General features: G+C 67.1%; 15 protein-coding genes, 2 pseudogenes and 1 CRISPR repeat array. Of the genes and pseudogenes, 6 read left to right on the forward strand and 11 right to left on the reverse strand.

The genetic code is table 11. The features are described from left to right. Window positions 1-207 precede the first annotated feature (207 nt). Window positions 208-408, forward strand: a complete 201-nt coding sequence (locus tag FKZ61_RS11450; protein WP_141610250.1) for a hypothetical protein — start codon at window positions 208-210, stop codon at window positions 406-408. Window positions 409-776: 368 nt separating this feature from the next. Here FKZ61_RS11450 and FKZ61_RS11455 read toward each other — a convergent pair whose 3' ends face one another. Then, entirely contained in the window at window positions 777-995 is a 219-nt protein-coding gene (locus FKZ61_RS11455; RefSeq protein ID WP_141610251.1) for a cold-shock protein, read from the reverse strand. Window positions 996-1,188: 193 nt separating this feature from the next. Further along, window positions 1,189-2,613 (reverse strand): glucuronate isomerase, encoded by a 1,425-nt coding sequence (gene uxaC / locus FKZ61_RS11460; protein WP_141610252.1) that lies wholly within the window; start codon window positions 2,611-2,613, stop codon window positions 1,189-1,191. 279 nt (window positions 2,614-2,892) lie between these two features. Between uxaC and FKZ61_RS11465 the strand changes: the two genes are divergently transcribed. From FKZ61_RS11465 to FKZ61_RS11480, 4 genes and pseudogenes are all read left to right on the forward strand, one after another. Continuing rightward, entirely contained in the window at window positions 2,893-4,707 is a 1,815-nt protein-coding gene (locus FKZ61_RS11465; protein ID WP_229964216.1) for a vanadium-dependent haloperoxidase, read from the forward strand. Window positions 4,708-4,967: 260 nt separating this feature from the next. Next, window positions 4,968-8,936: an Ig-like domain-containing protein gene (locus FKZ61_RS11470; protein WP_170199598.1), complete on the forward strand. Its 3,969-nt coding sequence runs from the start codon at window positions 4,968-4,970 to the stop codon at window positions 8,934-8,936. Window positions 8,937-8,947: 11 nt separating this feature from the next. Next, window positions 8,948-9,124 (forward strand): annotated as a pseudogene (locus tag FKZ61_RS11475) (acyclic terpene utilization AtuA family protein); the annotation flags it as partial. An 80-nt stretch (window positions 9,125-9,204) separates the two neighbouring features. Next, window positions 9,205-9,357 carry a hypothetical protein gene (locus tag FKZ61_RS11480; RefSeq protein WP_170199600.1) on the forward strand — a complete coding sequence of 51 codons (153 nt, stop codon included), beginning with the start codon at window positions 9,205-9,207 and terminating at the stop codon, window positions 9,355-9,357. A gap of 23 nt (window positions 9,358-9,380) precedes the next feature. Here the strand turns inward: FKZ61_RS11480 and FKZ61_RS11485 are convergent, their stop codons facing one another. The 8 genes and pseudogenes from FKZ61_RS11485 to FKZ61_RS11525 form a co-directional block, all read right to left on the reverse strand. Next, complete coding sequence (locus FKZ61_RS11485; RefSeq protein ID WP_141610255.1) at window positions 9,381-10,478, reverse strand: Gfo/Idh/MocA family protein; 1,098 nt, start codon at window positions 10,476-10,478, stop codon at window positions 9,381-9,383. Window positions 10,479-10,640: 162 nt separating this feature from the next. Beyond that, window positions 10,641-11,735, reverse strand: a complete 1,095-nt coding sequence (locus FKZ61_RS24280) for an SIR2 family protein (protein ID WP_141610256.1) — start codon at window positions 11,733-11,735, stop codon at window positions 10,641-10,643. A 12-nt stretch (window positions 11,736-11,747) separates the two neighbouring features. Beyond that, a complete protein-coding gene (locus tag FKZ61_RS11495) occupies window positions 11,748-13,781 on the reverse strand; it encodes a sugar-binding protein (protein ID WP_141610257.1) in 2,034 nt (677 codons plus the stop codon). Further along, on the reverse strand, window positions 13,778-17,008 hold the full coding sequence (locus FKZ61_RS11500; RefSeq protein ID WP_141610258.1) for an nSTAND1 domain-containing NTPase: 3,231 nt from the start codon (window positions 17,006-17,008) through the stop codon (window positions 13,778-13,780). The genes FKZ61_RS11495 and FKZ61_RS11500 overlap by 4 nt, the downstream gene beginning before the upstream one ends. A gap of 17 nt (window positions 17,009-17,025) precedes the next feature. Then, window positions 17,026-17,139 (reverse strand): annotated as a pseudogene (locus FKZ61_RS11510) (YgiT-type zinc finger protein); the annotation flags it as partial. Next, window positions 17,140-18,690: a gluconokinase gene (locus FKZ61_RS11515; RefSeq protein WP_170199602.1), complete on the reverse strand. Its 1,551-nt coding sequence runs from the start codon at window positions 18,688-18,690 to the stop codon at window positions 17,140-17,142. A 25-nt stretch (window positions 18,691-18,715) separates the two neighbouring features. Next, window positions 18,716-20,542: an ABC transporter ATP-binding protein gene (locus tag FKZ61_RS11520; RefSeq protein ID WP_141610261.1), complete on the reverse strand. Its 1,827-nt coding sequence runs from the start codon at window positions 20,540-20,542 to the stop codon at window positions 18,716-18,718. A gap of 9 nt (window positions 20,543-20,551) precedes the next feature. Further along, window positions 20,552-21,220, reverse strand: coding sequence for a class I SAM-dependent methyltransferase (locus FKZ61_RS11525; protein ID WP_141610262.1), 669 nt, complete (start codon window positions 21,218-21,220; stop codon window positions 20,552-20,554). A 159-nt stretch (window positions 21,221-21,379) separates the two neighbouring features. Here FKZ61_RS11525 and FKZ61_RS11530 point away from each other — a divergent pair, with 159 nt between their 5' ends. Beyond that, window positions 21,380-22,426, forward strand: coding sequence for a hypothetical protein (locus tag FKZ61_RS11530; protein WP_141610263.1), 1,047 nt, complete (start codon window positions 21,380-21,382; stop codon window positions 22,424-22,426). 52 nt (window positions 22,427-22,478) lie between these two features. Here the strand turns inward: FKZ61_RS11530 and FKZ61_RS11535 are convergent, their stop codons facing one another. Further along, window positions 22,479-22,832: a nucleotidyltransferase domain-containing protein gene (locus FKZ61_RS11535; RefSeq protein ID WP_141610264.1), complete on the reverse strand. Its 354-nt coding sequence runs from the start codon at window positions 22,830-22,832 to the stop codon at window positions 22,479-22,481. 390 nt (window positions 22,833-23,222) lie between these two features. Further along, window positions 23,223-24,219: direct repeats of the CRISPR family, unit length 34 nt; unit sequence GTTTCAATCCACGCCCCCCGCGAGGGGGAGCGAC. Window positions 24,220-24,243: the final 24 nt, after the last annotated feature.

Here is a 24,243-nt window from a genome sequence, read left to right on the forward strand (position 1 = left end):
GTGTGCAGGCGTTGACAGAGAGGCGCCCTTTAATGGTACAATAGCCGCTCAGAGCAGGGCCCTCCTGTGGCCAGCCAAAAGGGCATGACCGTGGCGGCAGGAGGGGATTCACGCCAGACCGGGTGAACGAGTTGGGCAGGAATGGCCCCCGGTTCATCACGTTCGCCTGCCACTGTTGATAAGTCACGTTCTGTGAAGGAGGTAAAAATGGCTTTCACGTACACCAATTCCAAGGGGAACACCTACGTCCTCCATTCCCGCCAGACCACCCTCAAGAATGGTACGCAGCAGACCATCTACTTCTTTGCCAAGGAAGCGAAAGAGGGTGCGCTGGATGCCGTCCCCCCGGGCTACGAGGTGGCAGAGAGCAAGAACGGCCTGCCCGTCCTCAAGAAGGTACAGAAGTAATCACCCCACGTACCTGACCCATCGCTGGCTCCCTGCCTCAGGGAGAGAGCACGACAGGGGGCACAGAGGTTTCCGAAATGAAAACCCTGTGCCCCCTGTGGTATTCCATCAGTCCGTCCGGTGAGCCAGTGCGCCACCTGGAACAGACTGGCGGCCCATCCCAAATCTGGCATGTGGGTGCCGTGCCATAGCCGGCTTCACCTGCATCAGGGGCGGCCATCCCGGCAACGAAAAAGAGGGATTCGACTTGGAGCCGAATCCCTCTCTTGTTCCCTCTTACAACGACGCTGTTAGCCAAGGGCCATCAGGCGTACCTGGGGCTTAACCTCGACCTGGCGCCGCCGTCTCAGGGGAAGCCTGCGCCAGGCTCAGGGAGCAAGCCGCTGGACGTTGACCGCCGCCGGCCCCTTCTGCCCTTCCTGGACCTCAAACTCCACCTGCTCACCCTCTTTGAGGGTCTTGTAGCCATGCCCCAGAATGGCCGAGTGATGTACGAAGACATCCTTGGCACCCCCCGTGCGGGAGATGAAGCCATAGCCCTTCTGGTCATTGAACCACTTAACTGTTCCGATCTCGCGTTTAGACATGTCTGGACCTCCTACTACTAGTGGATATTACTCGTAAGACGCGTAGTCAATTCCAAACTGCTAAACGACAAGACGCCCAGACCGCCGTTGCAGTCTGGGCGATGTATTGCTACATTCGGAACAGAACTAACAGCGTCTTGAATCATACTATACACCAACTCGGACACGCCGTCAAATCCGAAAAAACGCGGAATTACAGCCGGTACGCCTGTTTGGCCAGGCCATAGGCCGCGGCGTGGATCATCTCCTGCGCCTCGTCCATGGCGATGACACTGCGCACCACCAGGTCGGCCAGCCAGTTGGCATCCACCCGGCGGGCCAGGTCGTGACGGGCCGGGATGGACGGGTAGGCCCGGGTGTCGTCGTTGAAGCCCACCGTGTTGTACAGACCCGCCGTCTCACTGACCAGCTGCCGGAAACGCATCATGCCGTTCCAGCTGTCATAGAACCACCAGGGCGGCCCCAGCTTCACCGCCGGGTAATGGCCGGCCAGGGGCGCCAGCTCCCGGGAGAAGGTGGTCTCGTCCAGGGTGAACAGGATCAGGGTGAAGTTCTTCTCGTTGCCGTAGCGGTTCAGCAGGGGGCGCAGGTTGCGGGTGAACTCGGTGGCCAGGGGAATGTCGCCACCCATGTCCGGACCGAAGCGCTCGAAGATGGGCTGATTGTGGTTGCGGAAGGAGCCGGGGTGCAACTGCATGACCAGGCCATCCTCCACGCTCATGCGGGCCATCTCCATCAGCATGTGCCCGGTGAATCGGACCGCATCGTCGGCGCTGGCTTCGCCTCGCAGGGCCCGCTGGAAGATGGCATCCGCCTCCCGTTCCGACAGGGCCTCGGTGTAGGGCGTCACCGCGGCGTGATCGGTGGCCGTGGCACCCATCTCCTTGAAGAAGGCCCGCCGCTGCTCTAATGCCCGGATGTAGCTGGGATAGTCGGTGACGTCGATGCCAGAAACCTCGCTCAAGCGCTGGATCTGCTCGCGCCAGCCCGGCGTATCCAGGTTGACCACCGCGTCGGGGCGGAAGGTGGGAATGATGCGGCCCTTCCAGCCGGAATCGCGGATGGCCTGGTGGTGCTCCAGGGTGGATGTGGCCGGATCGGTGGTGGCCAACACCTCGATGTTGAACTGCTCATACAGCCGGCGGGGCCGAAACTCCGGCGACTCCAGCTTCTCCGCGATCTGGTCGTAGATCTCCTGGGCTGTCTCTTCCGTCAGCCGGTCCCGCACGCCGAAGACCGAATAGAGCTCGTGGTTCAGCCACATGCCCGTGGGCGTCCCCCGGAAGAGGTAGAAGTGCTCAGCGAAGATCTGCCAGATCTTGCGGTGGTCTGTCTCCACCGGCGTGCCGTCTCGGGTGGGAATGCCCAATGCTTCCAGGGGAATCCCCTGGGAGTAGAGCATGCGGAAGACGTAGTGATCCGGGATGATGAACAGCTCGGTCGGCGTGCCGAAGCGGTAGTCTGGGTCGGCGAAGACCCGGGGATCCACGTGGCCGTGGGGACAGATCAGGGGTAGGTTGGCCACTTCTCGATAGAGGGCCAGTGCCACTTCCCGCACTCGGGGATCTGGATCAAAATAGCGATCCTCCGGCAGAAGGATCTTGGGGCGTTCAGGCATAGATACCTCCCACAATGCTGGATGATTTTTCGGGCAGGCCATCTTGGCCGCACCGAATCATGAGGTTTATCGTCTTCCTTACAGAAGACATTCAGGTTCAGTCACGCCGATGTCCCCAGTATAAACCGGCCAGGCAGGGTGGACCAAACGGCTGCACCCTGTTTTAGAGAGCGTTTTAGAGAGCCGGCAGGGAAAGCCTGAATGTGGCTCGCACCGGCTCCCCCACCCGGCAACACGCTTGGATGCAACGGACAGAATCAGGAAGGAGGTGGCACATCCATGACGCTACGGGAAGCGCGCCACATAGGCGGAGAAAGCCCCAAGGAGCCCCGAGGCGGAATGCCGCGCCCTCGGGGTCTCGGTGTACTGGAGGGGCGGCTATGGCGTCATCTGGTCCCCCTGGGGTTGCTCATGCTAGCCGGGCTGCTCATCTCCTGTAGCCGGGTCACACGTCCAGACAAACCCGCGGTCAGCCCCCCGCCGGCGACTCCGGTCACCAGCCCGACCCTGGGCGGCACCCCCATCAATCGTCCTCCGGCTCCAGCCGATCCCACTGCCTACGCGCCCAGCGTGGTGGTTCTCTGGAATGAGGCCATGCTGGCCGCGATTCGCCACGGCCCGCCCCGCCCCACCGTCATCGCCCGCAGCCTCTTCATGGTCCACACCGCCATCTACGACGCCTGGAGCCTTTACGACGATGTAGCCCGTCCCCTGGTGGCCAACGCGGCCTGGCGCCGGCCCGTCCCAGAGCATACGGAGGCAAACCAGGCCGCCGCCGTGAGCCAGGCAGCCTACCACATGCTGGTGGCCCTCTTCCCCGACTACGAGGCCAGAACCGCCGCCTTCACCCGCCTCATGTACAACCTGGGCTACCCCATCCAGTACCACATGGATAACACCCCGGCCGGGCTGGGCTATGCCGTAGCCCGGGCTGTCCTGGCGGACCGGGCCGATGACGGCTCCAACGCAGCCTACGACTATGCCGATACCACATCCGCCTACTGGCCAGAACTCTACCGGCCTGTCAACAGCCCTGATCCCTTTGCCGAGAACGGACTCTTCGGCGTGGCCTTTGACCCCAACCGGTGGGAACCCCTGCGGGTGCCCACCGGCAAGCTCAAAGATGCCCTGGGCTACCCCACCCTGGACCCGGCGGATCCCACCTCCTACACCGAACAGGTTTTCCTGACACCCCACTGGGGAGCCGTCCGCCCCTTTGCCCTGGCTTCCGGCGATCAGTTCCGCCCTCCAGGGCCGCCCAAGGCCGGCTCCGACGCGCCCTACATGGATGCCCTGGGCCGCCGTATGACCAACGACCAGGCCTATCACCTGCAGGTGGACGAGATCCTCCACCTCAGCGCCAACCTGACCGACGAGCAAAAGGTCATTGCGGAATACTGGGCCGATGGCCCCCGCTCGGAAACGCCGCCCGGCCATTGGAACGCCCTGGCCCACGGCATCTCCGCCCGGGACCACCACACCATCGGCGAGGATGCCCGCCTCTATTTTGCCTTGAACGGCGCCCTCTTCGACGCCAGCATCGCCGCGTGGGACGCCAAGCGAGCCTACGACTGCATCCGCCCGGTCTCCGCCATCCGGCGCAAATACGCCGGTCAGATGGTCACCGCCTGGGCCGGTCCCAACCAGGGAAGCCAGCCCATTCCCGGCGAACGCTGGCGCCCCTACCAGGATCTGACCTTCGTCACCCCGCCCTTCGCCGAGTACGTCTCCGGGCACAGCGCCTTCAGCGCCGCCGCGGCCACGGTGCTGACCCTCTTCACCGGCTCCAACCGCTTCTACGACGGCAAGACCATCCTCTATCACGAAGATTTCAACCAGGACGGCGTCCCAGACATGCTGGGGCAACACATCGTAGCCATCGGTGGCAATCGTTTCGAGAGCAGCCCTGCCCAGGTGATCGTCCTGCAGTGGGAGACCTTCCAGGAAGCGGCCGACGAAGCCGGCATCTCCCGCCGCTACGGCGGCATCCACTTCCAGGATGGCGACCTGCGCGGGCGGGACATGGGCCAATACGTGGGCACCCAGGCCTTTGACCTGGCCACGAAGCTCTGGCGTGGCCTCTCCCCACCCTGACTCCACGCCATTCGTTCCAATCGGACGCGGAGTCGGCATCCTCAGATGCCGACCCAAACGGGATGACGCCGCCCATGGGCAAGCTCCGGTCGAATCTCCGTGTAACCTGTGGTTCAATCATCTTCAGTTCAAAAGGAGTACACCAGAAGCCCGATCTGTGGTAAAGTAGAACCATGGCAACCGACGATGGCACCAGGGTGTGGCGACACAGGTGACTCCATCCTGCCCCCATGGCTGCTCCTCGTCCAATCGAACATCCCGTGGCAACGTTGAAGACAGGCTACTGGCACTTCCACCCACCCGTGAAACAGATCGCAGCCCGGCTCCGGCACATCCTTTCTCCTGGCCTGGCCCTCCGCCTCTGGACTGCCCTGCTGGCCGCCGGCATGCTGGCTGGCCGCCCCGGCTTCGACGCCGTGGCCCAGGGGCCCGGCCTGCCCACCCGCGCCTTTGATCCGGGCCAGGTCATGCAGGTCATCGGGGCCATCAACGCCAGCAACGGCGCCCCCCAAAGCCACACCAGCGTGGTCATGCACCAGGGCTACATGGTGGAAGTCTACTCCGAAGAGACCATCCGACCCCGGGCGGGCATTGTCGTCTTCGACATCTCCGACCCGGCCAACCCGCTCCTGGTGGCCCGCACAGAGGAGGGGACCGGCCTGTTCAGCGAGCAGCACGCCATCGCCTTCACCCGTCAGGACGGCCGGGACTACGCCGCCCACCTGGCCGTGGACGGCATCCAGATCTGGGACTGGACCGACGTTCGCAACCCATACCCCGTGGGCCACCTGGTGCTGCCGGGCATCTTCCCCGGCTACGCCAACGGGGCCTGGTGGCTCACCTGGCAGCCACCCTACCTCTACGTCAGCGGCGCCTCCAACGGCATCTACATCGTCAACACCGCGGACCCCACCGCACCTCGCCTGGTGGACCGGGGCGGCGAGCCCAACCCCCTCCCCACCAGCCAGACGGGCGGCTTCCGGGTGGGGCCCGTCTTTGCCGTGGGCAACCTGCTGGTGGTCACCAGCAACGACGGACCCGGCTACGCCACCCTGGATATCAGCGACCCGGAGAACCCCACCCTGCTGGACGCGCTGGTCACCAACCGCACCGCCTCCTACAGCTCCATGGTCAACGGCTACCGCATCTACGCCGCGGGCAGCGCCCACGACGACTTCCTGGGCTTCGACATCCGGGATCCCCACCGCATCGTTCCCCTGGACTCGGTCCCCATGGACGGCCGGGGCGGCTACCTGACCATCCAGGACCACTTTGCCCACGTGGGCGCGTCCGACCATTACGTCAAGGTGGACATCCAGGACGACAACAACTATCGGGTGGTGGGTACTGCCACCTCCGGCGTTCCCAACCACGATGAGGACTTCGCGGTGGTGCTGGGCAATCTGGTGGTGCTCAGCGACGACCACTACAACGGCAGCTTCATCTTCCCCCACCAGGCCGAGCCGGACACCACCGGCCCCCAGGTGAACATGGTGGTCCCCCTGGACGGCGCGACGGGGCAATCCCGTTCCAGCCGCATCGGCCTTACCTTCACCGACCTGATCGACCTGCGCACGGTCAACGCCAGCACCTTCATCGTCCGCCCGGAGGATGGGCCGCCCCTGGAAGGTACCTACAGCCACCAGACGGGCATCGTCAACTTCACCCCGGCCAGCCCCCTGGCGCCCAACACCACCTACGAGATCATCGTGCCGGCCGGTGGCATCAAGGACCTGGCCGGCAACCCGGTACCCGTCACCTTCACCGCCCGCTTCACCACCGGCGAAACGGGCGGCTCGCCCCTCTTCTGCCAGGTGAAGTCCGCCGGGATGGCCGAAGTGGGCACCAGCGCCCACCTGACCGTGCGCCTCCTGGAGGGGGGCGGCGACGTCCGCTACACCTGGAACTTTGGCGACGGCTCTCCGCCCCTGATGGGCGTGCGGGACACCACCGTGGCCCACGTCTATAGCGCTCCCGGACACTACACCGTGCGGGTCACAGCCGATGATGGCCGCCACACGGCCCGCTGCGCCACCCTGCAGACGGCCTACAACCCGCTGCAACCGGGCCACGCCCCCTCTTCCTCCACCATCATCCTGGACCGTTCGGCCACCCAGGTGTGGAACGTCAACCCGGATAACGACAGCGTCACCGCCATCAATGCGGTCACCCTGGCGAAGATGTTTGAAGCGCCCGTGGGCCGCCAGCCCCGCACCCTGGCCCAGGCGCCTGACGGCAGCATCTGGGTGGTGAACCAGGGCGACGACACCATCAGTGTGTTGGATGCCAACACGGGCGCATCCCTGGGGACCATCCCCCTTCCGCCCGGCTCCCGCCCCTACGGCATCGTCTTCCACCCGGATCGGCATAGCGCCTTCGTCAGCCTCTACGCCACAGGGCGCATCGCCCGGCTGGATGTCCAGGCCCGTAGCCTGGCGGCCCAGCTGGATGTGGGACCCACGCCCCGGGGCCTGGCCCTGAGCCACGACGGCAGCCGCCTCTTTGTGGCCCGCTACATTTCGCCCGACAGCCACGGAGAAGTGGTGGAGGTGGATACCCAGGCCTTTCGGGTGGTGCGGCGGCTGGAACTGGCCCTGGACCCCGGGCCGGACACCGACAACAGCGGCCGCGGCCTGCCCAACGCCCTGGGCGCCCCGGCCATCTCCCCCGACGGCCGCCGCCTCTGGATTCCCGCCCGGAAAGCCAACATCCAGCGGGGGCAATCCCGGGACGGCCTGCCGCTGACCTTCGACACCACCGTGCGGGCCATGGCTGCCCAGGTGGACCTGCAGACCAACCAGGAGGACCTGGCCGCGCGCCATGATTTCAACAACCGGGAAGGTCCGGTGGCCGTGGGCTTCAGCCCCCTGGGCGACTACGCCTTCGTGGTGTTGCAAGGTTCCAACGCCATCGATGTGCTGGACGTCTACACCAACCAGCTCATCACCGCCATCGAGCCGGCTGGCCAGGCACCCCAGGGGCTGGCCTTCACCGCGGAAGGGGGCAAGCTCTTCGTCCATAGCTGGCTCTCCCGCAGCGTCCTGGTCTACGACGTGAGCGAAATCCTGCAGCCTGGTCTGCAGGAAGCCCGCCTCCTGGCCGAGATCCCCACTGTGGCCCAGGAGCGGCTGGATCCCCAGGTCCTGGCCGGCAAGCGCATCTTCTACAACGCGCGGGATTCCCGCATGAGCCGGGATGGCTACATGGCCTGCGCCTCGTGCCACCTGGACGGCGGCGACGATGGGCGGGTCTACGACCGGCTGGCCGACGGCGAAGGGCTGCGCAACACCATCTCCCTGCTGGGCCTGGGCCGGGAGCTCTCTCAGGAGCCCCTTGGGCGCGGCCGCCTGCACTGGACCGGCAACTTCGACGAGGTGCAGGACTTCGAGCACGACATGCGGAGCCTGTTCGGCGGGCGGGGCTTCCTGGCCGACGCCGACTTCAGCGCCGGCACCCGCAGCGATCCCCTGGGGGATGCCAAAGCCGGCCTCAGCCCAGAGCTGGACGCCCTGGCCGCGTACGTGGCCTCCCTGACGGAGCTGCCGCCCAGCCCTTTCCGCAACCCGGATGGCACCCTCACGCCAGAGGGGCAGGCCGGTCGGCGCATCTTTGAACAACTGGGCTGCCCCCTTTGTCACGGCGGCCCCGATTTCAGCGACAGCGCCACCGGCGTCAGCCACGACGTGGGAACCCTCAAGCCCACCTCGGGCATGCGGTCGGGCCAACCGCTGCTGGGGCTGGATACGCCCACCCTGCGGGGACTGTGGCTGACCGCACCTTACCTCCACGATGGTTCCGCCGCCACCCTGCGGGATGTGTTGACCACCCAGAACCCGGCTGGGCGGCACGGGGAGACGGCCACCCTAAGCCCCGAGGCCCTGGACCAGTTGATCAGCTTCCTGCTGCAGATCGATGACCGGGAACCCGGCTTCCCCGTCACGCCCCAGGGGCTCTCACCGGCCATCGAGCTGGTGAGCCCGGTGGCGGATGCAGTCTTCCGGCCGGGCCAGCGGGTGCCCATGGCGGCCAATACATCCAACCAGCTGGGCCCGGCGGTGAAGGTGGAATTCTACGCCGACGGGCAGCTCCTGGGCGAAAAAACGGCGCCAGTCTACACGTGGGAATGGGTCGATCCACCGCCGGGTATGCACTTCGTCACCGCGCGGTTGGTCTACGCCAACGGCGCCAAGACCACCGCGAACCCGGTGCGCATCTACGTCGTGCCTTGACGGAGTAGAGCATGAGCCTTCCCCACCTTGCCATCGGATGCGCTGCCGGCTTTGGCGGCGACCGAACCGATGCCGCCGGCCCCGTGGTGGAAACGCTCATCGAGTCTGGCCTGCCCGGGGTGCTCATCTTCGAGATGTTGGCCGAGCGGACGCTGGCCGTGACGTGGCGGCTGGTTGATCCCGACGCGATGCGCCCATAAGGAGGTGCCCCATTCAATCCACGATCCGTTTCCTCACCGCCTACATCTGGATCGCCCTGATCGCCACCGTGCTCAAGACCGGGACGCCCCTCCTGGAGACCAGCTCCTGGCTCGAGGTGCTGGTGGTGATCCCGGCAGGCGCCACCGGCGTCTGGTGGCTGCATGGTTTCCTGGTCCGCAAACTCGAGGCGCGCCGGGCCCGTCACCAGGAAGAGCCCTGAGCGGCCGGGGGACCGGGACGGCATTACGAAGTGCCAGGCCGGACCCAACTCATGGCCTCGCCCCGCACCAAAAACGAACGCTCGTCGTACGCACCAGGCCGGGTCACCGGGATCGCCCCCTGCTCCACCGCCACGTCCAGCGGATTGGCCCGGGTGGGCAGCGGCAGCGTCACCCGCTCGTGCATGCGCGCCGACTCGTACAGGGCCATCATGATCTCCAGCGCGGCCCGGCCATGTTTCGCCTCGCCGGGGTACTCCTCCAGCTTGCCTTCGATCCAGTCGCAAATGGCGTTGGCCTGGTCGATGTGGGCCCGGCCATAGCCCTGCAACTCCTCCTCCGCGGGCTGGAACTCCTGCCAGCCCGCCTGGGCAGAAGTGAGATAGCGCAGGCTGTTGTTGTCCACTTCGATGATGCCCTCGCTGCCGTAGATGGTGGCGCCCACCCGGTACAGGTTGTTCATGTCGCTCTCGATGACCCCCTCCACACCGTTGGGGTAGCCGATGACCCCCACGCAGCGATCCTCCACCCGGTGGCCGAAGATGTGGCGGTCCGTGTGGCGTTCCACTGCGCCCATGACCCACTGGGCCTCCACATCCCCCAGCACGAAGAGCTGAAAGTCGATGCAGTGGGTGCCGGTGTTCATCAACCCCGCGCGGATGGCCGACCAGAGCCGCTGGGGTTCGCCAATGGCGCCGCTCTGCACCAGCCGCCGGGCCTCCTGCCACGATGAGTAGAAGCGGCGCTGGTGGCCGATGGCCAGCTTCACGCCGTTGCGCGCACAGGCGATCATCATCGCGTCCGCTTCACCCAGGGAGCAGGCCATGGGCTTTTCGCAGAGGATGGCCTTGGGGCCGTGGGCCGCCGCGGCGATGGTCATCTCTGCGTGCTGGGGATCCCAGGAGCAAATGCTGACAATGTCCAGCGCCTCCCGGGCCAACATCTCCCGATAGTCCAGGTAGCGCCGTTTGACGCCGAACTCCAGGGCAAAGGCAGCCAGAGCCTGGGGATGGGAATCGGCGATGGCCACAATCTCGGTGCGATCACAGGCACGCCATCCCCGGGCATGCTCCCGGGCGATGCGACCGCTGGCAATGATACCGACCCGGTACTTGGCAGGCATGGGGATCTCCTTGTTGGATTGGATGATTGGGTGATTGGATGATTGGGTATAAAGCGCAAGGCGTGACACGTGACAGGTAACACGTGACGCGTAACACGTGACACGTGTCACGTAAGTGTGCCATGACGGACCTACATGTCACGCCGTCACGTTGTCACGCCGTCACGTCCACTCATTGGCCAGCGCCTGGAGCGCGGGGAGGGGTGCGGCATCCAGGATGTCGATGTTACGCCCCTGCCACAGGCTGCGCACGTCATCGGGGAGCGGCCCATCCACCAGGGCGTAGGCCCGGGGCGCATCCCGGCCCAGCCGGCGCAACACTTCCCGCCACAGGGTGAGGAAGCCGGGATTGTCCGGCTGAAAGCCCAGGAAGAGCACCGTGTAGCTGCTGAAGGCCTGCTCCACCAGGGCCACCACGCCCCGCTTGGCCGTGGCCAGGTCATAGAGGTCATCCTCGATCAGGGTCAGGGAACGGGGCTGGCGCAGGTCGCCGAAGAGCATCACCAGGGTAGCCCGGTCGGCCCGGCGCTGGCTGGCGTTGAAGTCGTCGGTCACCAGATCCACCGGCCGGGGGATCTCCTGGAAGGCCCGCTCCAGCAGGTTGTCGTAGCGGGTGGTGATGAAGAGCCGGAGCGGCAGCCGGGCAATCAGCCGGTCGATGGGGGCGGGCTCCTGGCCGGTGCTGTCCAGCGCCTCCCGCAGGAACTGGATCAGGTCGTTGCGGAAGCGGCCGGCCGCCTGCTGGGCAACGGCGAAGAAATCTTCAGCCGCGGTCGGCGGACTCCCGGCCAGGCCATAGCGGGCCGCCAACGCCCGGGCCAGTTCTGGCGCAGACGGCAGCCCTGTGAGCGTCCTGGGCAGGTCGCTGCCCACGAAGAGGGCCAGCCGGCCCCGCCGGGCCTCATCGGCCAGTAGCCGCAGCACCACCGGCTCCAAACCAGACCCCTGACCGGCCACGGCTTCGGTGGGTTCGACTCCGGGGGCTTCTGCCGGCGACCCCTCCAGCGCCTGGATGGCCTGGAGCAGCTCCTGGTTGCGGGGAAACTCCTGCCGCGCCCGCTCCACCAGGGTGGCCAGCAGGCTCCGGTTCTCCGCCTCGGCCAGGATGTTGTGCCAGTTGGTGACGGCCTTTTCGTCGAAGCGGATGTAGGACGGGTCCAGGCCCGCATCGGTGACGATGCGTCTGGCGTCGTCTACGGTAGGGTAGAGGCGGGCCAGAATCTGGCGAAGTGCCCGTAGCGTCTCCTGTCGATTCACGACCGTGGCTCCTCAGGGATGGTTCGGTGGGCCTGCCAACAGCAGGGTACCCCAGGTGGTGGGATCTTGCCAGTCGCGGCCCGGTGCGGTGGAAATCATGCACTGCTGCACGTTGGCCTCCGGCCGGTCGTTGTCGCTGATGCTGGCCGCCAGGCCCAACTGGAGGCCGGACTGGGGAGCGATGCCCAGGGGCGCCCAGGGCAGGGCCGCCTCCAGCACGTAACCGCCGTCGACACCCTGCGCCGCCACCCGGGCATCCGGGTAGGAAGTGGCCTGCAGGGTGGCCAGATCCCACAGGGCCACCGCTGTCCGCGTCCCCGGCTGCCCCACGCCCGCCCGCAGGTCGACCTGGCGGTCATCCCCACTGCGGCCTGTGTCCTGGAAATCCCCGGCCAGATCCAGGTCCAGCAGGAGCTGGGGCGCATCGCCGTTGAAATACTGGTAGTCGCCTCCGCTGTAGCCCACGAAGCCGTCGTCCTCCACCACAAAGGCCACATACAGGTAGGCCTCGTCGTAGGCGAACTGGACCCGGGCCGCCAGGTCGGTGGGGATGGTGCGGCCGTAGCGGGCCACCGGGTAGCGGGCAGCGCAGCCGTTGTCGTAGACCACCGTGGCCAGGGGCGTCCAGCCAGGGCCGGTGGATACCCCCTCGCCTTCCGGCGTCGGCCATTCGGAGACGTCACCGTCCACCACGATGGGCAGGCCCGTCCAGGCCCGCAGGCGGCCGTTTTCAGCGGGCCGGGCCGTGGCCTCCTGGAAGTCGATGGCCGGCGGCGGGGCAGCCAGGGTGGATGATGGCTCCGTTGCCGGGCGGGGAGCCATCTCCGGCGGCGTCAGGCTCACCCCCAGGAAGCAGCCCTGGCTCAAGGTCAGGCGGGCGTAGTGATAGGGAAGCTCCGAGTGCAGGCTGATCACCTCCTGGGTGCCGGGCGCCAGGGTGAACGCCTCCCCGTTCATGGCCGCGTAGGCCGGATCGTAGGCCTGGAAGGTGCCCCGGGCCTCCTCATCCCCGGCCAGAACGGTCACATCCACATCCCGGACCCGGGCCAGCACGGTGCGGAAGTCCAGGGTCAGGGCACCCAGTTCCATGAAGATATCCTGCCGCCCGTCGCCGTTGCAATCCACCAGGCGATAGGCCGGTGGCCCGAAGCCCGGCTCTGGCTCCAGGATGAGGGTGACCTGGCCCAGGTCGAAGGGGAGGGTGAAGGGCTCGCCCGGCGGCGGCAGCTCGGCCAGCCCACCGGTGTCCAGCACGGCGTCCGCGTGGGGCCAGAGCACCTCGCCGATCTCCGCCACCGGCTCCCCGTTCTCCAGCCGATCCATCCAGTCCAGCACCGAAAAACCGTCGTAGGCGATCCCGGCGCTGGGCACGTCGATGGGTGCGATCCAGCGGGCCACACCGCTGTCCACCCCTTTGGTGGTAGGCTGGTCCGGGTTGGGATCGTTGCGGGCGGTGACCTGCAGATCGTCCTCGGACTCCAGGCCAATGACCCACTCCAGGGGGCTGTCGAGCTCCTTGACCACCAGGAAGGAGGTGCCGGTGGCCACGATCTGGGCGAACTCCGTCTCCACCGTCATGGAGACCTGCAGGCGGCTGTCGATATCGAAGCGGGCTGTGCCGCCCCGGGAAACCAGAGCCAGGCGCACATCCCGTTCGTCCAGGGCCAGCTCCCGGAAGGTCAGCTCACCGTCCCGCATCACCTCGATCTCCACGCCGTCGGCAAACCGGAGGAGGACCCGGCCGTCCAGATCCACATCCACGCCGTCGCCCGCAGTCAGGAAGGTCCGGGTGGGCGCGGGCAGGGGACGTCGCCCGCCGGCCCGGTCGACAGTTTCCACGCCGTTGCGGGCGGAGAGGGCCCGAACGCTCTGGCCCTCGGGGGTGAGGGGAGGCTCTGGGGTGGGCGTGGCCTGGGGCAGGATCACCGGCGGTGGTGTGGACGGGGTGGATGGCAGCAGGTCGTTCGTCCGATTACAGGCAGCCAGCAGCCCCAGGCTGCCCCACAACAGCACGGCCCACAGGGAGATGGAACCCACACATCTCATGATGTATCCTCTCTGCCGTCAGCAGCGAGCTGACGGCCCGCAGCCGGGGCAATGGCCCAATGAAGCCCCGCGCTGCTGATGGCCCCGGCCAACAGCAGCCAGAGAAAGGTGCCCGGGGCAGCCCTGTACGCTGCGAAGGCATCGCCTGGTGCACCCGCCACACCGCTCCCCGCCAGGACCAACCCGCCCACCAGGGCAGCCAGGCCCAGGTGCACAAGACGGGGCAGCCGCACGTCCAGCAGATCCGGCAGACGCAGCACGGCCACGAGCAGGAAGCCGCCGGCCAGATTGATCACCAAAGTCGCCAGGGGAGCTGAGAGGAAGTTTACCATAAACAAAACCAACTCGAAACCGAGGGCAAAGGCCAGACCGCCGGCCCCGTTGATGGCCAGCCACCGGGACCACCGCTCCCGCCTGTGGGTGGGCGGATCCAGCAGGAGCCGCTCCAGCGCGGCCAGGCCGGCAGTCACCCCGGCCGTGGGAATGCCCACCAGGACGCCGGCCAGCACGCTACCCAGGATGGCCGTGCTCAGGACGGTGCGCAGGTCCAACTGGTCCAGGTCGGGGATGCCGTAGAGGCCCAGGAAGGGGCCCAGGCCCAGGGCAAAGCCCCAGAAGCCGCCCTGGAGCCCCCGCAGGGTGGCTGCCAGCACGCCGGCCCGCCCTCGCCCCCAACGACGCTGCCAGACCCGCCGTCGCACGGCCTGCCGCAGCCCGGCGGGCAGCCCTTTACCCGCGGCTGGTGCCCGGTCGACCACCGTGGCCAGCGCGTCCATGGCCGCAGCCCGCGCTTCGGGCCGTGGCCCGGCTGCGGCCAGCCCTTCCACCGCCGCAGCGCCCACCTCGGGGTAGACCTGGACCAGGGTGGCGATGGCCTGCGCGGCGGCGGACCGGACCACGCCGTCGTCATCGGCCAGCGCCCGCTCCACCAGGAGGTCCGCGGCCTCCCGAGGGCCCAGGGTCGCCAGGGCGGTGAGCGCATGCTGCCGGGCCCGGGGCTCTGGATGCCGGACCAGACGCAGGAGCACGTCCCGCTGGACTTCGGGGCGCAGCAGGGAGGCCCAGGCCTCGGTGGGCTGGCCATAGACGACGGCCGCGGCGTAGAGCATGGCGGCTTCCGCGGGCAATGGACGCAGGGCCTGGCGATGTTCGGCGATGAGGCGCAGGTCGTCGGGGCCAGGCAAACGTGCCCGGCTCTGCCAGGCCGGCAACGCCTGGCGCAGGATCTCCCGGGCCCGCTGGGTCTCCCAGAACTCATCCCCCAGCCAGCGGAGGATGCGCCCGGCCAGGTAGTCGTGGGCCAGCTGGTAGGCCAGGGAAGGGCCGTCACCCGGGCCAGCAGGGCTTCCCACCTGGAAACGCTGGACCAGCCGCTGCTGGGTGAGTCGGTCCAACAGGGCGGTGACTTCCGGTTGGGGCCGATCCACCGTTCGGGCCAGCTCTGCCAGGGAGAGGCGCTGCTTGACGCCGCTGGAGTGGACCAGCGCGGCCAGGAGGAGCCGCACGTGGGGCTGCTGGTCAGGGTCAAATTGGGCCACGGCTTCGGTCAGGTACTCCCCCAGGATGCCCTGGACGCCGCCCAGGCGCTCCAGGTGGGCGGACGTGATGGTGGCCATCTGCCCCGGCCTCACCGGGGTCTCTGTCGCCGCCTGGTAGAGGCGCTGGCAGACGATCTGGAGCTGGGGTGGGGCTACCCCGGTGGCATCCCCGTCGGAGAGTTCGTCCAGCAACCGCTGCACCAGGGCCGGCTCCCAGGCCACGTGGAAGAGCTGGGCCGGCTCCTCGATGGTGGCCCGGGCCGCCTCCCGGCCCAGCCGCTCCAGGCGGAAGCGCACATCCAGCAGATTGGGCAGGTGGTCCCGCAGGGTCTCCAGCCGGCCCAGGAAGTCCTCCCGTATTGCCAGGACCAGGCGCAGGTCCAGGGCAGGGTCGGCCCGTAGCTGCTGCAGGAAACGGGCCGCCGCCTCTCGGGTCTCGGCGTCCTCCGCCAGGAAGAGCTGCTCGAACTGGTCCAGCGCCAGCACCACCGGCCCGTCGAGCCGGGCCTGAAGCTGGCGGATCTGGGGGACAAGCTCCGTGGAGGGCGTGTTCAGGCCGACTTCCTGGAGGGCTTCCTGGAGAGCCTGCTGGAGGAGGGCTTCCAGCGGGGCGCCGGGGATCACCTCGGCCAGGGCCATGAGCGCCCGGCGTCGGGCCAGGCGCGGCCGGACCCCGGCCTGGAGCAGGCTGGTCTTGCCGCTGCCACTCTCGCCGTAGACCACGGTCAGGCGGTGGGCCAGGATGCGGTGGGTGAGCCGTTCGGCTTCCTGGTCGCGACCGGCGAAGATGGCCGCGTCGGCGGCGGTGTAGCTGTCCAGCCCTTTGTAGGGTGCCGGCGGCAGGGGCGCGCTGGCAGGATCCCCGGCCAGGGCCTGGAGCGGGTTCATGGCCTGGGGCGGTGCCTGGGTCCACTGGCGGGTCGCCGCGATCAGCGCCTCCAGGAACGCCATGGGCGCCTGCACCAGCAGCTGGACGTTCTGTCCTTCCCAGTAACGGCGTTCCACCTCGTCCAGGGGGGCCGGCACCACTGCGTAGGCCGTGCGGCGAAAGACGCTCAGGTTGCGGCTGACCCGGCGGAAGAAACGTTTGAAGGGCTCGCCGTTCAGGTCATAGCCCAGAAGGATGAGGGTCTTGGTGGCGAAGAAGGCCTTGACCACGTCGGAGACGGTGGGCAGCCGGTCGATGAAGGCATCGATGTCGTCCTCGGTGATGACCAGGGTTTGGGGCCGGGTGATGTCGCCCAGCAGCTTGATGAGGGTGACCTTGGTGGCGTCGATGCCGGGCACGTCTTCGTCCTGGACGACAGGGATGAAGGGTTTGCGAAGTTGTTGCAGGGCCAGTTCCAGGAGGTGATCGAAGCGGGTGGTGATGACCGTGTTTTCCGGCAGGAGGGCGGTGGCGATGAGCTGGTGGACGGTCGCCGGCTCCTGTTCCAGGCGCTCCAGCTCTTCGGCCAGGGCCTGGAGGAGGGCGCTGCGCCCCAGGAGCACCTCGAAGTCCCGGGCCACCGCGGGCAGGCTGCGATCTGGGCGCTGGTAATCGATGCGCGCAGCCAGGGCCTCGGCCAGCCGATCCAGGAGTGGGGGACGCTCCGGGTCCTGGCCCAGGGTCGGTCCAATGAACAGGACGGCGTTATCCTGGACCAGGAGCCTGGCCAGGTGGGCGATCAGATCGGGTGTGGGGCGCATGGGCCTCTGGGTGAATGTACTTCAGCGCGCACTTTAATCACCGCCGTATGTTTACCGCCTCGCAGCAACTTTTCCACTTCCTTCTCCACCAATTCCCCCCCACAAACAGGGCACTTATGGAAAGGCTTCATTTAGGATCCTCCATGAAAAGCCCCACTCCGGGACGCCACCAATTTGGCATAGAGCGCTTCCTGGCGGGCGATGCCTTCCTGGTGACGGGCGTGATGGAGCGGGTCGGGCAGGTAGGTGGCGCCGGTTTCCGGCGGCAGTGCCGAGGGCCGGCGGATGCAGCCCAACTGCTCCAGGGCCAGCAAGGCCAGGCCGCGGCTGGTGCTCTCCTTCTCCACCAGGGTCAGGACCGGCTTGCCCAGCGCGTCGGCCAGGATCTGGAGCCAGGCCGGCGAGCTCAAAACAGCGCCGCCGCTGGCTATGATCTGGTGATCGTTGCGCCACTCGCCCAGGTGGGGCAGGATGCGCCGATAGATGAGGGCGAAGCGATAGGCGATGCCCTCCAGCCCGGCCTGGACGATGTCGATGGGGTCGGTGTGAAGGGTGAAGCCCACCAGGCTGGCCCGGGCATCTTCCCGCCAGCCGGGCGCCCGTTCCCCAGCCACGAAGGGGAGCACAGTCAGGCCGTGGTCCACGGCGTGGCCGCTGGCATCTTGCCGGCGGACTCGCTCGGCCAGGGCAGCTTCCAGCTCCCCCGGCTCAGGCAGTTGCAGGGTTTGGCGGAGCCAGGCGAAGAGGTTACCGCCTTCGGTGGTGGCGCCGCCCAGGAGGGCCCGACGCCGGTCCACCCGATAGAGCCAGAGGCCCTCGGGCACACGTTCCAGGCCAGGATCCACCACGACGCGCATGGCGCCGGTGGAGCCGATGGTGAGCGCGATGTGGGCGGGGTCGTCACAGCCGCTGCCGATGTTGGCTGCAGCGCCGTCGCCGATGGCCGGGAGCCAGGGCACCCGGTCCAGGGCCGGCCAGCGCTCCGCCCAGGGGGCACGCAGCCCTTGCAGCGGCTGGTCGATGTCGCCCAGGGGGAAGAGCTGCTCCTCGCGGATGGGCAGCCGATCCAGCCATTCCGCGTCCCAGGTTAGCTCGAAGCGGTTGAGCAGCCCGCTCCAGGAAGCGACACTGTAGCTCATGCAACGCTGGCCCAGGAATTCCTGCAGGATGTACTCGCCGATACCCGTCCAATGGCGGACCGCCTGGAGCCACTCGGGATGGGTGCGCTGGATCCAGCGGAAGCGCGCGGGCAGGTAGGAGGTGTGGATGAGGCAGCCGGTGCGGTTGTGGCTGGCGGCCATGCCTTCGGGGCCCAGCTCCTGGCGCAGGGCCTGGGCATCGGCCGCGTTGCGGGTGTCCGCATAGATGAAGACCGGCGTGACGGGCTTGCCCTGGGCATCCAGGCCCACCAGGTTACCCACCAGGGTGTCCATGGCCACCGCGCCGATCTGGTGGGCCAGGGGACCGGCCCCGTCCAGGATCTGGTCGATGACCGCGACCACATTCTCCAACAGGTGGCCGGCATCGAAGACTGCGCCGCCGTCGGCGGTGGTTTCCAGGCGGTTGGCCCGCTGGGCCACATGGCCGGGCAGGGGCCGGGCCTGGGCGTCGAAGAGGATGGCACGGGTGGAAGAAGTGCCGACGTCGATGGTCAAAATCAGGGGCGACGATTCTTGGGACACAGTTGGTACACTCCACTGGGTGGTTTTAATGCTCGTCCAGCTCCACGAACTGACGGGCGTAGAGGCTGGCGTAGAGGCCGCCCCGGGCCAGCAGCTCCTCGTGGGTGCCCTGCTCCACGATGCGGCCATGCTCCACGGCACAGATGAGATCCGCGTTGCGGATGGTGCTGAGCCGGTGGGCGATGACCACCGAGGTGCGCCCCCGCAACAGGCGGTCCAGGGCATCCTGGATCAGGGCCTCGGTCACCGTGTCCACGCTGGCCGTGGCCTCATCCAGGATAAGGATGCGCGGGTCGGCCAGCACGGCCCGGGCAATGCAGATGAGCTGCCGCTGGCCCACCGAGAGGTTGCTGGCCCCTTCCTGGATCTCGGTGTCGTAGCCGTCGGGCAGAGCGGTGATGAACGGGTGACAGTTGGCCAGCCGGGATGCCTCCTCCACCTCCTGGTCGGGCGCCTCGGGACGGCCGAAGCGGATGTTATCCCGGATGGTCCCGGAGAAGAGGAAGGGATCCTGGGGGACCAGGCCCATCTGGCGATGGAGGGACTGCTGGGTGACGGTGCGCACGTCGATGTCGTCGATGAGGACGGCGCCTTCGGTCACGTCGTAGAAGCGGGCGATGAGGTTGGCGATGGAGCTCTTGCCCGCGCCGGTGGGCCCCACCAGGGCCACCGTCTGGCCGGGCTCGATGACGAGATTGACGTCGTGCAGAACCGGTGCATCGTCCCGGTAGGCGAAGGTGACGTGGCGAAGCTCTACCTTCCCCACGATGGGCGGCATCTCCCGGCCGTCCGGCGGATCGGCCACCTCGGGCTCGGTGTCCAGCAGCTCCAGAACCCGCTCGCCGCCGGCCATGGCCGACTGCATGGTGGTGTAGAGCTGGCTCAGCTCCTGGATGGGTTGGAAGAAACGGGTGACGTAGGCCAGGAAGGCCACCACCACGCCCAGGGTCAGTTCGTCCTGGGCCACGGCCCGGCCGCCGAACCAGAGGACCACGGCCGTGGCCAGCATGCCCAGGAATTCCACCGCGGGTAGGAAGATGAAGGAGAGGGACATGGCCGCGATGTTGGCCTCCCGGTTGGCCTGGTTGACCACGTCGAAGCGCTCCTGGGTGGCCTCCTCCTGGGCGAAGGCCTGGATCACCCGCATGCCGGCGATGTTCTCGGCCAGGTTGCCCACCACCGCAGCGATGCGCGCCCGGGTCTGGCGGAAGGCCACCTTGGCCTGGCGGGCGAAGAGGTAGGTGGCCAGGACCATGAGGGGGATCACGGCGAAGGTGAGTAGGGCCAGCTTGGGGCTCATGGAGACCATCACCGCCACGATGCCCAGCAGGATCAGGGTGTCCCCCACCAGGGTGATCAGGCCCTGGGAGAGCAACTCGTTGATGACGCCCACGTCGTTGATGACCCGGGAGACGGTGACGCCGATGATATGGGTATCGTGGTAGCCGATGGGCAGCCGCTGCAGGTGGTGAAAGAGCTGGGAACGCAGGTTGGCCAGCACCCGCTGTCCTACCCACGAAAGGAGGTAGCTCTGGCCGGCCGAGGCCAGGTAGATGCCCACAAAGGCCGCCGCGGTCAGGCCGGCGATGCGGGTCAGGCCGGGCACGTCCCCCTGGGCAATGTACTGGTCGATAGCCACCTTGATCAGGTACGGCGTGGCCAGGGTCAGGGCCGAAGCCACCAACATGAGCACAAAGGCCACCAACATGCGCCGCCAATACGGCCGCACGAAGACCAGCAGGCGGCCGACCACCCGCACATCCAGGGGGCGCCCTTCCCGCTCTTCACCAAAGTTGCGCAGCGCACCCCGGGGGCCCATCCCGGGGCTGCCCATGCCGATGGAAAAGCTCATGGTCTTGATTCACTCCCGTTTGCGTGCCAGGGTGACGCCATCGCCGATAGGTACCAGGCTCAGGTCGATGCGGTCATCCCCGTGGAGCTTGCGGTTGAGGGCCCGAATGGCCTGGGTGCTCTTATCCTGCCGGCTTTCATCCAGCACGCCCCCACCCCACAGCACGTTGTCGATGGCGATGAGTCCGCCCGGCCGAACCAGTTGGAGGCAGGCCTCGTAGTAGGCGTCGTAGTTGTCCTTGTCTGCATCGATGAAGGCAAAGTCGAAGCTGTTGTGCTGCTGCCGGTCGGCCAGCAGCCCTTCCAGGGTCTGGAGGGCAGGGGCCAGGCGCAGGTCGATCTTGTGGGCCACGCCGGCCTTCTCCCAGAAGGGGCGGCCGATGGCCGTCCACTCGGCGCTCACGTCGCAGGCCAGCAGGTAGCCGTCCTCGGGCAGGCCCAGGGCCACCGAAAGGGCGCTGTAGCCGGTGAAGACGCCGATCTCCAGGGCCCGGCGGGCGCCCATGAGCTGCACCAAAAAGCGCAGGAACTGGGCTTCATCGGGGGACATCTGCATCCCCTTCTCGGGCAGCCGGGCGGTCTCGGCCCGCAGTTCCGCCATGGGCGCCGGCTCCCGCAGGGAGACAGAGAGGAGGTAGTCGTACAGTGGATCGGTCAGTGAAATGGTACGATTGGCCATGGATTGAGTATTCTCCCTTGGATGTTTTTGGCTGTGGAATCTTAAAGATAACGTGTCGCTGTCATTTCCACAAATTTCTGCCCTGACGCCAGCCCCTCCGGCGGCCAGCCGCGGTGTCGGGGCCGACTTTTCCCCATGCAGCGACCGTCTGGAGGTGCCATGCAGGTGCAGGAAGCAAAGCAAATTGCCCGAGAATGGGTGCAGGAAGAGGGCCACCTGCCTGGCTTTGGGGGTGCCTTCACCCACGGCTCCATCAACTGGCTGCCTGACGACGCTCCCCTACCGCCCACCTCGGACGTGGACCTGATGCTGGTGGTCGACAGGCCGGCGGAGCACCCCAAGCGGGGGAAATTTCGCCATCGGGGCGTGACCCTGGAGGTCTCCTTCCTGGGGGTTGACCAGCTGGAGACGCCCGAGAGGATCCTGGGCGACTATCACCTGGCCGGCAACTTTTGCAGGGCCACCCTGCTGGACGACCCCACCGGCCGGCTGGCCAGCCTTCAGGAAACGGTGGCCCGGGCATATGCCCGGCGTTTTTGGGTAGAGGCCCGGTGTCGACATGCCCTGGCCCACAGCCGGCAATATCTGCACCGGCGCCGGGACGGCGATCCCCTCCACATCCAGGCCATGGCCTGGCTCTTCGGGGCCGGTGTGACGACCCACGTGCTCCTGGTGGCGGGCCTGGAGAACCCCACCGTACGTACCCGCTATGTGGCGGTGCAGCGGCTGCTGGCGGGCTACGCCCATGTGGCGGCCTGCCGGGGCCTCCATCAGGAGCTGCTGGAGCTTCTGGGCAGCGCGGCGCTCTCCCAGGCGGCTGCCGGGCAACATCTGGCGGCCATGGCGGCTGCCTTCGACGCGGCCCAGGCGGCCATCCGCTCATCCTTTCCCTTTGGCACGGACATCAGCCCGGCGGGCCGTATCGTAGCCGTGGAGGGCAGCCGGGCGCTGATAAGCCGGGGCGACCACCGGGAAGCCCTCTTCTGGATCGGGGTCACCTACTGCCGCTGCATGGAGGTACTCCACGCCGACGCACCCGCCCAGGCAGCGCGCTTCCTGCCGGGCTTCCACAGGCTCCTCGCGGACCTTGGCATCGGTACGCCTGCCGATCTGAAGCAGCGCTGTGCCCAAGTGGAGGCGTTTCTGCCCCGCCTGTGGACGGCGGCAGAAGCCATCCTGGCAGCCAATCCGAGGGTTCTTGCCTGAGCGGAACCCGGAAGCCGACAAGGTCGCGCGGGGATGGTGGAGGCAATCGAAGTTACTGGACCAAAATGCCCCGGGTCTTCACCTCCCAGGCCAGCGGATGTTCATCGCGGAACTGCTCGGGGCGAAAGCCGATCACTTCAAAGCGAGGATTGATGCGCGTTGCCACATAGGTCAGACGAAGTCGGTCCTGTAAGCGATCCCCGGTGAGATCTGGTGAAATCACAGCTACATCAATGTCACTGTCCGGTCCGGCAGTGCCAGAATCGTAAGATCCATACAAATAGGCTGCCGTGATTTCCAAATTTTGTGAGCGCAGAACACGAAGCAGCTCTCGCACCTGCCTCATCAACTGTTCTCTGCTGACGGCCCTGTCTGTCGCGCTTGCTCCAGTTCCGATTTTAGCCATGAGCCGACCTCTTGTATCGCGCGAATTTCCGCTTCTGCGTACTGCCTGGAATAGCGCTCTCGCAGCGAGATCCGCTCTCCAAGGTATTGGAATAAACGACCCAGCTGCACTACAGACATGTCAATCCACGCCCCCCGCGAGGGGGAGCGACCCTGCCCGGGCGCTTTTTTTTGTACTGAAAAAACTGTTTCAATCCACGCCCCCCGCGAGGGGGAGCGACGTGGGATCGCCTCGGCCTGTACAGTCTCACCCCGGTTTCAATCCACGCCCCCCGCGAGGGGGAGCGACCCTGCATCCTCATTGCCTGGCACCTGGCCGGACTGTTTCAATCCACGCCCCCGCGAGGGGGAGCGACCGCCGCCACGTGCGGCGGAATCCCCCCATCAACATGTTTCAATCCACGCCCCCCGCGAGGGGGAGCGACCCTGCATCCTCATTGCCTGGCACCTGGCCGGACTGTTTCAATCCACGCCCCCCGCGAGGGGGAGCGACCGCCGCCACGTGCGGCGGAATCCCCCCATCAACATGTTTCAATCCACGCCCCCCGCGAGGGGGAGCGACACGTCCGTCCGAGACACCTGGGCCGAACCGGATGTGTTTCAATCCACGCCCCCCGCGAGGGGGAGCGACTCACCCCAGCGTCACCAGCGTCACCCGGTGAGGGTGTTTCAATCCACGCCCCCCGCGAGGGGGAGCGACGGACTGGCACGCAGACCACCGACATCATCGACATGTTTCAATCCACGCCCCCCGCGAGGGGGAGCGACATCCGGCGCTCCGCATGTTCCGAATGTTCCGGATGTTTCAATCCACGCCCCCCGCGAGGGGGAGCGACTTCGTGGCCCGCTCCGAGGCGGATCTGTACATCGAGTTTCAATCCACGCCCCCCGCGAGGGGGAGCGACCGGGATGGGGCGTCTTGGACGCCGCCGCGGCCTGGTTTCAATCCACGCCCCCCGCGAGGGGGAGCGACATGCCGCGATGGTCGTCGTCCAGCGCGATGGCGGTGTTTCAATCCACGCCCCCCGCGAGGGGGAGCGACGCCCGGGGCCGGGGCCGGACTGAGCCGGCCCGGAAATGTTTCAATCCACGCCCCCCGCGAGGGGGAGCGACATTGGTATTTGCGCGGCACGCGTTGACAGGACAGTTTCAATCCACGCCCCCCGCGAGGGGGAGCGACGTGCCATGCTGCCGCCCGACCAGGAGCTGATCGATGTTTCAATCCACGCCCCCCGCGAGGGGGAGCGACCTGGTCCAGCGCCAGTCGCCATCTCCTCACGTCCCTGTTTCAATCCACGCCCCCCGCGAGGGGGAGCGACGTGCCATGCTGCCGCCCGACCAGGAGCTGATCGATGTTTCAATCCACGCCCCCCGCGAGGGGGAGCGACCTGGTCCAGCGCCAGTCGCCATCT

The sequence above is a fragment of the Litorilinea aerophila genome (genome assembly GCF_006569185.2).
In the GTDB taxonomy this organism is placed as follows: Bacteria; Chloroflexota; Anaerolineae; order Caldilineales; family Caldilineaceae; genus Litorilinea; species Litorilinea aerophila.